Here is a 12,529-nt window from a genome sequence, read left to right on the forward strand (position 1 = left end):
CGCGCCTACTGAGGGTGGGGCGGCTCCGAGACCACCTGCACATCGGTCACCGAGAACTCCCCTCCGGCTTTCACGTCCTTGGCGATCACACCGCTGGCACCGGCGGCGCGGATCCCACGAACCTCGACCCGGCCGGCTTCCACCCGCTCCAGCCGAACCCCCACCAGCGTCGCGGATTCGGGCGAATGCCGCTCGATCACATCGAGCAACGCTTGCACGGCCGCGGCCAGTTCCTGATCCGCGCCCGCACCAGCGGCTTCCAGTTCCTCGGCCAGCACCACCTGACGTGCCGATACTTGCGGGCGGGACTCGACGACCCCCACATCCACCGACGAGTACCGGCGGCCCAGCAGGTCTTTCACCTTTCGGTAGGCATCACCCACCGCCAAGGCGGCGGTCTCACTCACCCCCGCCGCCAAACCGGCCGATACCGCCGATGCTGCCGCCATCGCCGCCGCCATAACTTCCGGCCCCACTGGCCACCCCGCTTTCGATAGCGTTCCTGCCCGGCCATCGGACAGTGAGCTCGCGCCCAAGATAGCCGAAATCGCGCACCGCAATGGTGTTCGGTCACCGTCCTTCAGCTGCCAGGCAAACCCACCACCGATTGTCAGCTGACCGGGGTTATTGCGGGGCTGGTGTGGGTGTTCGGCCGCTCCCGGAGGCAGTTGAGAAATACTCGGGTCGCCGAGGTCGTAGGAACAACAGAAACTCCAGACGGAATTCGGCGTTACGAGACGGTCTTTCGGCCCGCACAACCCATACTCTGTGGAACTGGACCTCATATTGACGTCGCTCTGGCCGCCAGCGCAGCAGTGAGCGCCGCCAGCCTTGCTGGGTTGCAGTGAGTTTCGAGGCAGTATCCCGCACAGCGCGAGAAAACCGTGGTGATACGCAGTGCCGACAAGAAGGATCCGAGACGACGAACCCCATCAACGAGCGAATCGACCGGACCGAACGCCCCGGTACCAACGGGGCATGAGCTCGGTATCGACGCGGCCCCGCCGCTTCTGTCGGAGCTGGGGCCGAGCCGATCTACATACTGCGACGACACCGTTCGGCAGACCCGGCGGCCACTGAGGGGCCCCTTCAGCGGCGGCAACCAGGGTGCGGGTAACCCTGGTTGCCGCCGACCGGTACGAATGCCCGGCTGCTGAGTCTTGCCGGCCGGGCCTTCGCTCAGGACTGGTCCGCCGATTGCGCGATATCGATGACGCCGAATGCCTCGCCCTGCGGCGCGGCCAGTATCCCCATCCGGCCGACCGGGCTGTCCTGGACTCCCACCAGCACGGACGCGCCGAGTTGCGTCGCACTGTCGAGCGCCGCGTCGGTATCGGAAACCTGGAACCACGCCAGCCAGTACGCCGGGCCGGAGCCGGGCGTCCGCGTCGAATCGTTGAGGCCGCCCACCGGCTCCCCACCCGGTTCCAGGGCGAAGGTCGCGTAGGTCATGTCCGTACCGTCCCCGACCTCGGTGAAATGCCAGCCGAACACCGTCGAATAGAAGCCCTGGGCCTGTTCGTAGCCCGCCGTGTGCAGTTCGTTCCAGCAGTACGCCCCGGGCTCGTTGTAGATTCCGGCACCGAAGTGTTTCCGCGCCTGCCAGACCCCGAACACCGCCCCCGTGGGGTCGGCGGCAACGAGCATCCGGCCGATATCCATCACGTCGAACGGCGGCGCCAGCACCGTCCCGCCCGCCGACCCGACGGCGGCCGCTGTCGCGTCGGCATCGTCGCTCGCGAGGTAGGTCGTCCATGTCGACTGCATCACCTGACCGGGCGGTTTCGGCCCGATCCCGGCCGCCGACCGGCCCTGCAGCATCGCCATGAGGTAGCCACCGGCCTCCGGTGCGGTATCGGCGACCTCCCACCCGAACAGCGCGCCGTAGAAGTCGCGCGCACTGCTCGTATCGTCGACCTGGCAGTCCACCCAGCACGGTGTACCGGCGGGCCAGGCTTTTTCACGTATCGGCATATCGACTCCTGAAGTCGATCGGTTCACACGAGTCGCAAAATTTGCCGACCGGCGCGGCCGGCGACGGCCCCAGCGCGATATGGGACGCCCAGCGCATACAGAATCACTGCGGGTGCCTGGTAACCCTAGTGGCCCCTCCCTGGAAGGTCCCCGCGCGACATGCAGTGTGCCCGGCCTGGGGTGGCGACCGGACCCCCTGCACGCACATTCCGGCGTCTTGCTTATATTGTGAGTCTCTGCTCATAATATGAGCCTGCTGTGGCCTGAGTCACGGCGTACTGCCGCGCACGGCGCGGGGACAGCGCTCACCCGAGTGCGACTCGATGGGAAATGCACATGTCAGACCTTGCAACGATGCTCAATACGGCGGCGGCGATCCTCGCCGTTGTCGTGCTGATCACCCGGTTCAAATTCAACCCGGCGGTATCGCTGGTGATCGGCGCGGCCTATCTGGGGCTCACCTCCGGACTGGGGGCCGCGAAAACCGTCGAAACCATCAGCACCGGATTCGGCGACATCATGGCCGAGGTCGGCCTGCTGGTCGCCTTCGGTGTGCTGATGGGCGCGATGCTGCAGGAGACCGGCGCCATTCAGCGGCTGGTCGAGACGCTGGTGCGCCTGCTGGGCGCGAACCGTATGCCCTATGCGATGTCGCTGACACTGGCGACCTTCCTGCAGTCGATCTACCTCGACGTGCTCATGGTGATCTCGGCGCCGCTGGCCCGCAGCACCGCCGCCAAGATCGAGAAGAAGGGCACCGCCAAGATGGCGACCGCCCTGGCGATCGGCGGTGAATGCGGCATCGTGCTGACCGTGCCCGGTGTCGGTGCGCTGGCCCTGGCAGGGTTGCTGGGTGTGCCGCTGGGCAAGATGCTGCTCTTCGGGCTCCTGCTGGTGATCCCCACCGTGGCGATCTCGGTGGCGGTGATGTGTTTCCTGTTCGACCGCGGCTGGTGGAACGAGGAGCGCGACGAACAGCAGCTTCCGTTCGAACCCGACTCCGGCGCCGACGACGACTCCGCGGCCGGAACAGGTGGCGTGACCACCAAGACCGTGGCCGCGACCCGCACCGAAACTCCCCTGGCACTGCTGTTCGCGCCGCTGGCCACCGCGCTGATCCTCATCGCCGTCGGCGCGATCCTGGATGTCGCCGAGGTGCACAACCCGGTGGTCGAATTCCTCTCGACACCGGTCATCGCCCTGCTCATCGGCCTGCTCGGCACCAGTTTCGTCGGCCGTCGCGCGGTCGGGATCGAGCGCATCCAGCGTTCCATCGCCACCGGCTTCAGCGAAAGCGGCCAGATCCTGATCCTCACCGGTGTCGGCGGCTCGCTGGCCGCCACCATTTCCGCCATCGGGCTCGGCGATATCCTCGGCGAATACTTCACCGCGAGCACCGCGGCACCGCTGCTGATGGTGTGGGTGATCGCCGCCGTCCTGCATATCGCGGTCGGTTCGGTGACGATCTCGGCGATCACCGCCGCCGGCATCCTCGCCCCGGTCGCCCCGGCCCTGGGGATCGATCCGGTCCTGATCGCGCTGGCCGCCGGTGCCGGTTCGCTGTTCGCCGTGCATGTCACCAGCAACACCTTCTGGCTGCTGCAGTCGCTGATGGGACAGACCACCCGCGGCACCCTGAAATCCTGCTCGGTGGGTGTCTCGGTCGCCTCGGTGGTGGCGATCCTGCTCATCATGCCGCTGAGCCTGGTCCTGTAGAACCCGCAACGTTAGGAAGATATGAGCAACGCCGAGATTCGCCCGCTCGCCGGTATCCGCGTCCTCGAGTTGGGCAACTACATCGCCGCACCGACCGCCGGCCGGATGCTCGCCGATTTCGGCGCCGAGGTGATCAAGGTCGAGCGGCCGGTCACCGGTGACGAACTGCGCCGGTGGCGCCTCTACGACGGCGATACGTCGATGCTGTACCGCACGATCAACCGCAACAAGAAGTCGATCGTGCTGGACCTGAAAACCGCGGCCGGCCGCGGGCTGGTGCTGGATCTGGTCCGCGAATGCGATGTCCTGCTGGAGAACTTCCGGCCCGGAACACTCGAGAAATGGGGGCTCGGCCCGGAGGATCTGCAACAGGTCAACCCGGACCTGGTGATCACCCGGATCTCCGCCTACGGCCAGACCGGCCCGCAGTCCGCCCGGCCGGGCTTCGCCGCCGTCGCCGAAGCGGTGGGTGGCCTGCGGGAACTGGTCGGCGATCCCGACCGGCCGCCGGTACGCACCGGGGTTTCCATCGGCGATTCGATTGCCGGGATCTACGCCGCGTTCGGCACCGTGATGACGCTGTTCCAGCGCGAACGCAGTACCACCCCCGTCCCACTGCCCGAACGCATCATCGACGTCGCGCTCAACGAGTCGATCCTGTCGGTGATGGAATCACTGGTCCCCGATTACCTGGCCTACGGGGTCGAGCGGCGGCGGGTGGGCGGCCGGATGGAAGGTATCGCACCGTCGAACGCCTATCCGTGTAGCGACGGGTACAGCATCATCATCGCCGGTAACGGCGACGGGATCTTCCAGCGCTATATGGAATTGATCGAGCGGCCGGATCTCGCCGCCGATCCGGACCTGCGCGACAACGCCGGACGCTGGCACCGCCGCGAGGAACTCGACGCGGCGATCTCGGAGTGGACCGTCCGGCACAACCGCGCGGAAGCCCTGAAACTGCTCGACGAGGCCGGTGTGCCCTCGGGCCCGATCTACACCGCGGCCGATATCTGCGCCGACGAACAGTACGCCGCCCGGAACATGATCCAGCAGTTCCCGGTGGACACCGGCGCCGCCGAACCCGCCACCGTCGGTTTCCCCGGCATCGTCCCGGTGATCGGCGGGGCCTCGTTGCCGATCCGTACAATCGGACCGGACCTGGGTGAACACACGCGCGAGGTACTCGCTTCGGTGCTGGGCCTCACCGACAGCGAAATCGACACCGTCACAGGCACTTCCGATACAGGGGTTACCGTATGACCTTCACCTACACACCCGCCGCGAAACTGCGCGACGTGACACTGCGCGACGGCCTGCAGCTCACCGGGAAACTGCTGCCCACCGAACGCAAGGTGGAAATCGCCCGCGAACTGCTGGCCCTGGGCGTACCCGAACTCGAGATCGGGTCCATGGCCCGCCCCGACCTGGTACCACCACTGGCCAACACCCTCGACGTGATCGCCGAACTCACCCCCGAAGAACTGGCCAAATGCTGGGTGTGGGTCGCCACGCCCCGGCATATCGAGAAGGCCGCCGCGGCCGGCGCACGCAACTTCCAGTACTGCTTCTCCGCCTCGGATTCGCACAACAAAGCCAATATCGGACGCACCACCGAGGACAGTGTGGCCGCCATGCCGCGCGCCGTGGAACTCGCCCGCGACTGCGGCGGAACCATCCAGCTCTGTATCGCGACCTCGTTCACCTGCCCCTTCGAAGGCACGATCGACCCCGAGCGGGTACTGGGTATCGCCACCGACCCGCGTACCGACGGCGCCGCCGATATCGTCATCTGCGATACCCTCGGCCAGGCCGTCCCGGCGCAGGTCCGGCAGCTGATCCAGGCGGTCGGCGCCACCACCCCGGACCGGCGCATCGTCTACCACGGCCACGACACCTGGGGCCTGGGTGTGGCCAATACACTGGCCGCGATCGATGCGGGGGCCGGGATGGTCGACGGCTGCCTGGGCGGTCTCGGCGGTTGCCCGTTCGCGCCCGGCGCCAGCGGTAACACCGCCAGCGAGGACATCCTGTTCGCCACCCGCCCGGACTGGCTCACCCCGGAAACGCTGGCGCGAATGATCGGGATCAGCGAACGGATGCTGAGTGAACTCGGCGAACCCAACCGCTCCAAAGCCGCACAGGGCGCACGGTCGGAAGCGCACGCCTTCGAATGGGTCATCGCATGACCGCCGATTTCCTGGTCACCACTCCCCTGCCCGACCCCGGTATGCGGCTGCTCGAAGCCGCCGGAACGGTGCGGGTGGCCGGAAACCGGATGAGCTACGACGAATTGGCGGACGCCTGCGCCTCCGGTGACTACCGGGTAGTCGTGGCGCAGCTCCGCGACGAGTTCGATGCTGCCCTGCTGGACCGCGCGAAGATCAGCGGCATCAGCAATTTCGCGGTGGGCTACAACAATATCGATATCGCGGCGGCCACGGCGAACTCCATCGTGGTCGGCAACACCCCGGGTGTGCTCACCGACGCCACCGCGGATATCGCCGTACTGCTGATGCTGGCGGTCGCACGCCGGGCCGTCGAAGCCGACGCCTTCGTCCGGGCCGGGAAGTTCCACGGCTGGGAACCGGAACTGCTGCTGGGCCACGATGTCAGCGGGAAAACGCTGGGCCTGGCCGGTTTCGGGCGGATCGCCCGCGCCACCGCCCGGCGCGCCCTCGCCTTCGGGATGACGGTCGTGTTCTGCCCGCGGCCGCCCGGTGATCGTGCGGTGAGCGAGGAGGAACTCGGGGAGTTCGCGGGCCGGGTGCGGCACGTGTCCTGGCCGGAACTCGTTGCGACCAGCGATTATCTCTCGGTGCACGTCCCACTCAACGAGCAGACCCGCCACCTCGTCGACGCCGCGGTACTGAATGCGATGAAACCCTCCGCGATCCTGATCAACACCGCGCGCGGGCCGATCGTCGACGAGCAGGCACTGGTGGCGGCACTGCGGGACGGCACCCTCGCCGGCGCCGGACTCGACGTCTACGAGGACGAACCGCGGCTGGCACCCGGGCTCGCCGAACTGCCGAATACCGTACTGCTGCCCCATGTCGGTAGCGCCACCGTCCCGGTGCGCGCCGAAATGGCCCGCCGGTGTGCGGAGAACGCGGTCGCGATGGTACGCGGCGAGCTGCCGCCGTACCCGGTCAACCCGGAGGCGCAGGCCCGCTGAGCACGGACCCGCGCCGTCAGGCCGGGATCCGGCCCCCCAGGGTGCGGGTGACCCGCTCGGCATAGCCCACCAGCAGATCCACCCACTCCTCACAGCGCTGTCGCGGCATCCGGATCGTCGGACCGCTGATCGTCAACGCCGCCACCACTTTTCCGGACCCGTCGAAGATCGGCGCCGACAGTCCGGACGCCGAATCCTCGCGTTCCCCGGCGCTGATCGCATACCCGTCGGCCTTCGCCTGCGCGATGAGCGCGCGCAACTCGGCGGGGCTGGTCACCGTACCTTCGGTGAGTGGTTCCAGGGGCGCCGCCAGCACCTGTTCGGCGAGGTCCGGGTTCCAGGCCAGCAGGATCCGGCCGGCCGAACCGGCATACAGCGGGATGATCTTGCCCACGTACATGTCCCGGCGCAGCGCATGCCGGGTCTCGGCAATGGCCACACAGACGCGGAACCCGTGTTCGGCGCGGAACACGCACGCCGTTTCACCGGTCTCGTCGCGGATCTCGCGCAGTACCGGGTCGACGATCGACAGCAGGTCCAGCCCTTTCACCGCCGTCGCCGCCCAATAACTCATCCGCAACCCGATCCGGATCTGGTCGCCCGCGCGATCCAGCAGGCCCTGCGCGACCATATTCGTCACCAGCCGCTGCACGGTGGAGGTCGGGAAACCGGTGGCCTGCTGGATCTCCCCGAGCGTCAACGAGGGCCGGGCCAGGGAGAAGGCATCGAGGATCTCGGTGATCTTCACCAGCACCAGCAGCGGCTGATGGTTCGCGGCGCTGTCGTCCCTGGGCATACGCCGAATCTACGCCGCGCCCCGGCGGCGGCGGTGAGGGGCCGCCGCGGTACCCCGGCCGCGCACCGGCTGCCGGAGTCCGGGTGGCCGAGGCGGCAATCCCGCCGTCAAAGACACAGTCCGCCGACCTGGAGTCCCGGTCGTGCGAGTACCTGCGTTCCGGTCGCCACCGGGAGGTAATCGGGCAGGCCGTCGGAGTAGGCCGCGCTCAGCCCGTTCGCGCCGGCCGTGCTCGCGGTCCAGGTGACACTCGCCATGCCGTACAACACCGGTACTTTCCCGAGGAACACATCGCCGTTGCCCGGCACGCGGTTGAAGAACTGGACCGTTCCGGTCTCCACCGGTTTGCCGTCGGGCAGGGTGACGGTCGCGTCCAGCCGGACACCGCACCCTGTCGGCACGGTATCCCCCGACGCCGTGGTCGGTTTACCGCTCACCGCGAGGGTGATGATCGGCGCCACCGCCGCATTCGCGGCGGGTGCGGACAGCAGCGGCAGGGCCAGCACTGCCGCCGCACCGCACGCCGCCGCGGCGCTCCGCCGAAACTTCTTCGCCATCATGAACTTTCCGCCTCTCCACAATCGGTCGAGCGAGTTCGCCGGACCCATCCTCGCACCCACCGGTGACCTACGGCGGCCGAACGCCCACGCTCGGTGCAGATCCGGGCCCCGGGACCCGGGTCTACGACTACAGCGCGTTCCCCGCATCGACGACATGGGTGGTGCCGGTGATGTATTTCGCGGCATCGGATACCAGGAAGAGCACGGTATCCGTAATGTCCTCGGGTTCGAGGGCGATCACGGGCAAGCGATTCATCGCCCCGGCGACGGCTTCGAAATCCGCCCGGCCGGGGTTTTCCAGATCCGGCCGGAACAGGCGGTAAGTGGATTCGTTGTAGACCATATCGGTACCCACTGTGCCCGGGTGAACGGTGTTGACCCGGATGTTCTGCGGGGCCAGTTCCTTTGCCAGCACCTTCATCAGGCTCACCAGCCCCGCCTTCGCCGCGGAGTAGTGCGCGATGTTCTCCTGGGCCACCATGGCCGCCACCGAACTCGTGATGACCACCGAACCGCCGTGCCCGGATTCGATGATGTGCGGTACGGAGGCCTTCAAGGATTTCCAGACTCCGGTCAGGTTGATATCGATCATCTCCTGCCAGGTGTCCTCGCTCATACCCAGCGTCGGCGCCGGGCTGGAGATCCCGGCGTTGGCGACCACGATATCGAGCCGGCCGAAGGCTTTCACCCCTTCGCCGACGGCGGCGGTCAGCGCGGCGAGGTCGCGGACATCGGCGTCGCGGGCGAGGATCCGGCGCCCTTCGCCTTCCACCAGGCGAGCCGTTTCGGCCAGATCCTCGGCGCTCGCCAACGGGTAGGGCACACTCTTCGCGTCCGCGGTGGTGTCGACGGCGATGATATCGGCGCCTTCCCGGGCGAACCGCACCGCGTGGCTTCGCCCCTGGCCGCGAGCGGCTCCCGTGATGAACGCGACCTTGCCGTCCAGTGTCCCCATGACCATCTCCGTCACTGTCGATCCGGCTGTCGCCAAAGAATATGACAGGCGGTGCCGAAAATGTGCCGGAACGGCGACTATCAGGCCTGCACCAACTCCGCGTCGGCCTTCTCGTCGAGGCCGTCCTCGTCCGGTGCGCTCGACCGGTTCGGCAACAGGATCGCCATGACGATCACGACCAGCGACAGTGCCGCCGAGACCGCGAACGCCCACTGCATCCCGCCCAGTTGCGCCGACACCGGATCGGCGCCGTCGTCTTCGAGGGCGCCGGCCCGCGTGGCCATCACGGTCACCACCAGCGCGGTTCCCAGCGCCGCCGCGACCTGTTGCAGAGTGCCCAGCATCGAGCTGCCGTGCGAGTACAGATCCTCCGGCAGCGCGCCGAGCGCGAGCGTGAACACCGGGGTGAAGGCCGCGGCCAGCCCGATCATGAGCAGGATGTGCAGCGCGAGCAGCTGCCAGTACGGCGTGCTGATGGAGATCAGGGTGAAGCCCGCCAGCGCGGCGGTGATCGCGATCGCGCCCGGGATCACCAGTACCCGGCCGCCGAACCGGTCGAACAGCCGGCCGATCACCGGCCCGAGCAGGCCCATGGCCAGCCCGCCCGGCATCACCAGCAGGCCGGTGAGCAGCGGCGACAGGTCGCGCAGATTCTGCAGGTACAGCGGCAGCAGCATCATCGAACCGAGCATTGCCAGGAACGCCACCGCCATGAGAACCAGTCCCTTGGCATAGGTGGCCGCCCGCAGAACCCGCAGATCCAGCAGCGGTGTCCCGTGGCGTTGCAACCACAGCTGCCGGGCCACGAACAATCCGATGAGGACGATCCCGGCCACGGTGATCAGCACCGGGGTCGTGACACTGCCCGCCTCGAACTGGCTGAGCCCGTAGACCAGGCTGCCGAAACCGAGTGCCGCGAAGACCACACTGAACCAGTCGATCGAGCCGGCTTCCGGTTCACCGACGTTCTCCAGACTGCGCAGGCCGAACCAGGTGACCACCCCTGCGATCGGCAGCACCAGGACGAACAGCCACCGCCACGACGCGACCTGCAGCACCAGGCCCGAGATGACCGGGCCCATCGCCGGCGCCACCGAAATCGCGAGGGTGACATTGCCCATGACCCGGCCGCGATCACGTTCGTGCACCACCGTCATCAAGCTGGTCATCAGCAGCGGCATCATCACCGCCGTCCCGCCCGCCTGCACGATCCGCCCCACCAGCAGCACCGCGAACGACGGGGCGACCGCGGACAGCAACGTACCGGCGAGGAAGATCCCCATAGCCAGCGCGTAGGCCCGCCGGGTCGTGACCCGCTGCAGGAACCAGCCGGTCACCGGGATGACAGCGGCCATGGTCAGCATGAACGCCGTGGACACCCACTGCGCGGCCCGTTCGGTGACCTCGAGGTCGTTCATCAGCCGCGGAATCGCGTTGATCATGATGGTCTCGTTCAGGATCACCACGAAGGTCGCGATCACCAGCAGCCGGATCACCGCCGGGGTACCTCCGCCCGCCCGGCGAACAGACTTCAGTGCGGGCATCGGCTACCTCCGGGGTCGGGAACGAACTGGTGCGCGGCCCCGGGCGATCGTCGTCGACCGGGCGCGGGCCACATATGAGAGCAGACGGAGGCGACCCGCCCGGCTCATCGGTGACGCGCCAGTCTTTCCTACGGCTACTCATGGGATCAATCGATTTTCGCACCGCGCTATTCCCGGACGCCGGCGAAAAGTGGCCGTAAGCCGCCGAAACCGGCGATTCCGTGCCCCGGCCTCACATACCGGACCGCTTCGCTGTGATCGAGGTCATGCCGGCAGGCGGGTGCGGCCGCCGGGCGTGGCGAGTCGTTCACCGCCACGCAGCGCCCGGGCGGTAACGGCCGCGCGGCCCGCAATCCCGGGGATGCCGGTGGTCATGAACGAACCGCCGCCCGATAGATCACCCACAATGTGCACCCGAGGGTCGGCGGGAGTGATCCCGCCCTCCGGATGACGCGTGGCAAGGCCCGCGTCCACCAGGGAATCGACCAGCCCGCGCGCCGCGGCCGGAACCGCCTGCGGTGCCGGGTTCACCGCGTTGATCACGGTATCCGCCGTACCGGTGCCGGTGGCGTCGTGAACCCGGAAGCCTCCGGACACCGGCTCGACGGCCCGCACCCCGCGAGCGAGCCTGAGACGACCGGTGTCCAGCATGTCCAGGACGGTCAGCGCATTGACCGGGACCATCGGCGAAGCGACGGCGTTCACCGTGCGGAAGTACTTCCGCAACCTGGCTCGATCGGTCTCCCGCAGGAGCGGCCACACGGAGGCGCCCAACTGGTGCGCCGACTCCCGGAGCAACCGCCGGCCGATCCGGGGATCGTCGATCGCGCCGATCTGCCGCCGCAGCCGGGCGACCGGATCCTCGCTCGTATCCAGGATCTCCGCCGCGAAGTCGTCGAAACTCTCCCCGGCGCCGGTGATTTCCGCGCGCACCAGGTCTACGAGGTCATCGACCGTGACAAATCCTTGTTCCTGGTAGAGGCCCGTGATCCGCTCGCCGGTCAGGTGCCGGGAGACTCGCGGGTTCGGGCGCTGCCAGACGTGCGGCAGCATTCCGCTGCGGGAGTGCAGGGTGATCCGGCCGGAATGCCCCCGGGCGGCCAGCGATACGACGATATCGACGGCCACCAGTCCACTGCCGACGACCGATACCGCACTTTCGGGCGCGATCTCGTCGAGGGTGCGGGCCAACGGGTATGGGTCGTGGATATATCCTGGCAGGCCGCTCAGACCGTACGGATCCGGAGATGTCCCGCCGCCTGCACACAGTGCCAGACGACTCGCCCGATGCTGCTGCTCGTCGCCTGTCGTGAGTACGAACCCGTCCCCTGCGGTAACGATATTCGTCACCGGACCGAGGACAACGCCGCAACTCCACCCCCGTTCGCGCAGTGCTGCCAGGGCCCATTCCGCGGAGTCCACCAGGTACTCGCCGTAGAGCCCACGCGGCACGAGGGGTTCCCCGAGTCGCTGGTCGAGGTGGCCGCTGCTGCGCTCGCCGAGCCAGCCGCTGTAGTGGCCGAAGTCCCCGCTCCGGATCGACATCAGCCGGGGTATCGAATTCACCAGCACCGAGTCCAGGTCCGCCGCATAGGGCCGGCCGCGCCACAGCTGCGGCGACGGCTCGAAAACAGTCACCGACCCCGGGCGGTCCGCAAATTCGTCCGCCGATACTGCCAGTGCGTCCAGCAGGGCAACCGCCGCCGAACCACCACCCACAATTGCGATATCCATATTTCCCTCTCCGTTCGTCTGCCATCGACATTCGCGGACGCAACGACCGGGAACCATCCCGCGTGAGTGGGT

At 67.7% G+C, this 12,529-nt stretch carries 11 protein-coding genes; 4 read left to right on the plus strand and 7 right to left on the minus strand.

Annotated elements, in window-relative coordinates; genetic code table 11:
• Window positions 1-5: 5 nt before the first annotated feature.
• Together ACQEVO_RS16820 and ACQEVO_RS16825 are read right to left on the minus strand one after the other, a co-directional pair.
• Entirely contained in the window at window positions 6-449 is a 444-nt protein-coding gene (locus ACQEVO_RS16820) for a hypothetical protein (RefSeq protein WP_432914106.1), read from the minus strand.
• 730 nt (window positions 450-1,179) lie between these two features.
• Window positions 1,180-1,974, minus strand: coding sequence for a VOC family protein (locus ACQEVO_RS16825; RefSeq protein WP_432914109.1), 795 nt, complete (start codon window positions 1,972-1,974; stop codon window positions 1,180-1,182).
• A 336-nt stretch (window positions 1,975-2,310) separates the two neighbouring features.
• Here ACQEVO_RS16825 and ACQEVO_RS16830 point away from each other — a divergent pair, with 336 nt between their 5' ends.
• From ACQEVO_RS16830 to ACQEVO_RS16845, 4 genes are read left to right on the plus strand one after another with little or no spacing between them, the layout of a single operon-like run.
• Window positions 2,311-3,690 (plus strand): GntP family permease, encoded by a 1,380-nt coding sequence (locus ACQEVO_RS16830; protein ID WP_432914112.1) that lies wholly within the window; start codon window positions 2,311-2,313, stop codon window positions 3,688-3,690.
• Window positions 3,691-3,711: 21 nt separating this feature from the next.
• Complete coding sequence (locus ACQEVO_RS16835) at window positions 3,712-4,953, plus strand: CaiB/BaiF CoA transferase family protein (RefSeq protein WP_432914115.1); 1,242 nt, start codon at window positions 3,712-3,714, stop codon at window positions 4,951-4,953.
• The gene (locus ACQEVO_RS16840; protein ID WP_432914118.1) at window positions 4,950-5,879 is read left to right on the plus strand and encodes a hydroxymethylglutaryl-CoA lyase; all 930 of its coding nucleotides are present in this window, start codon (window positions 4,950-4,952) and stop codon (window positions 5,877-5,879) included. The genes ACQEVO_RS16835 and ACQEVO_RS16840 overlap by 4 nt, the downstream gene beginning before the upstream one ends.
• A complete protein-coding gene (locus ACQEVO_RS16845) occupies window positions 5,876-6,868 on the plus strand; it encodes a 2-hydroxyacid dehydrogenase (RefSeq protein WP_432914121.1) in 993 nt (330 codons plus the stop codon). Before ACQEVO_RS16840 ends, ACQEVO_RS16845 begins: the two co-directional genes overlap by 4 nt.
• A gap of 16 nt (window positions 6,869-6,884) precedes the next feature.
• Here ACQEVO_RS16845 and ACQEVO_RS16850 read toward each other — a convergent pair whose 3' ends face one another.
• From ACQEVO_RS16850 to ACQEVO_RS16870, 5 genes are all read right to left on the minus strand, one after another.
• Window positions 6,885-7,664 carry an IclR family transcriptional regulator gene (locus tag ACQEVO_RS16850; RefSeq protein ID WP_432914124.1) on the minus strand — a complete coding sequence of 260 codons (780 nt, stop codon included), beginning with the start codon at window positions 7,662-7,664 and terminating at the stop codon, window positions 6,885-6,887.
• A gap of 107 nt (window positions 7,665-7,771) precedes the next feature.
• Window positions 7,772-8,224: a hypothetical protein gene (locus ACQEVO_RS16855; RefSeq protein WP_432914127.1), complete on the minus strand. Its 453-nt coding sequence runs from the start codon at window positions 8,222-8,224 to the stop codon at window positions 7,772-7,774.
• A 127-nt stretch (window positions 8,225-8,351) separates the two neighbouring features.
• Window positions 8,352-9,179, minus strand: a complete 828-nt coding sequence (locus ACQEVO_RS16860; protein WP_432914130.1) for a mycofactocin-coupled SDR family oxidoreductase — start codon at window positions 9,177-9,179, stop codon at window positions 8,352-8,354.
• A gap of 80 nt (window positions 9,180-9,259) precedes the next feature.
• Window positions 9,260-10,723 carry an MDR family MFS transporter gene (locus tag ACQEVO_RS16865; protein ID WP_432914133.1) on the minus strand — a complete coding sequence of 488 codons (1,464 nt, stop codon included), beginning with the start codon at window positions 10,721-10,723 and terminating at the stop codon, window positions 9,260-9,262.
• A 264-nt stretch (window positions 10,724-10,987) separates the two neighbouring features.
• Window positions 10,988-12,457 (minus strand): FAD/NAD(P)-binding protein, encoded by a 1,470-nt coding sequence (locus ACQEVO_RS16870; RefSeq protein WP_432914135.1) that lies wholly within the window; start codon window positions 12,455-12,457, stop codon window positions 10,988-10,990.
• Window positions 12,458-12,529 lie beyond the last annotated feature (72 nt).

The sequence above is a fragment of the Nocardia sp. CA-290969 genome (assembly GCF_050936135.1).
Lineage (GTDB): Bacteria > Actinomycetota > Actinomycetes > Mycobacteriales > Mycobacteriaceae > Nocardia.

Excerpts from the sequence above, each read along its gene's own strand:
- ACQEVO_RS16855 (WP_432914127.1), bottom strand. The coding sequence starts at position 8,224 with ATGATGGCGAAGAAGTTTCGGCGGAGCGCCGCGGCGGCGTGCGGTGCG.
- ACQEVO_RS16835 (WP_432914115.1), top strand. The coding sequence starts at position 3,712 with ATGAGCAACGCCGAGATTCGCCCGCTCGCCGGTATCCGCGTCCTCGAG.
- ACQEVO_RS16870 (WP_432914135.1), bottom strand. The coding sequence starts at position 12,457 with ATGGATATCGCAATTGTGGGTGGTGGTTCGGCGGCGGTTGCCCTGCTG.
- ACQEVO_RS16825 (WP_432914109.1), bottom strand. The coding sequence starts at position 1,974 with ATGCCGATACGTGAAAAAGCCTGGCCCGCCGGTACACCGTGCTGGGTG.
- ACQEVO_RS16860 (WP_432914130.1), bottom strand. The coding sequence starts at position 9,179 with ATGGGGACACTGGACGGCAAGGTCGCGTTCATCACGGGAGCCGCTCGC.
- ACQEVO_RS16865 (WP_432914133.1), bottom strand. The coding sequence starts at position 10,723 with ATGCCCGCACTGAAGTCTGTTCGCCGGGCGGGCGGAGGTACCCCGGCG.
- ACQEVO_RS16830 (WP_432914112.1), top strand. The coding sequence starts at position 2,311 with ATGTCAGACCTTGCAACGATGCTCAATACGGCGGCGGCGATCCTCGCC.
- ACQEVO_RS16845 (WP_432914121.1), top strand. The coding sequence starts at position 5,876 with ATGACCGCCGATTTCCTGGTCACCACTCCCCTGCCCGACCCCGGTATG.
- ACQEVO_RS16820 (WP_432914106.1), bottom strand. The coding sequence starts at position 449 with ATGGCGGCAGCATCGGCGGTATCGGCCGGTTTGGCGGCGGGGGTGAGT.
- ACQEVO_RS16840 (WP_432914118.1), top strand. The coding sequence starts at position 4,950 with ATGACCTTCACCTACACACCCGCCGCGAAACTGCGCGACGTGACACTG.
- ACQEVO_RS16850 (WP_432914124.1), bottom strand. The coding sequence starts at position 7,664 with ATGCCCAGGGACGACAGCGCCGCGAACCATCAGCCGCTGCTGGTGCTG.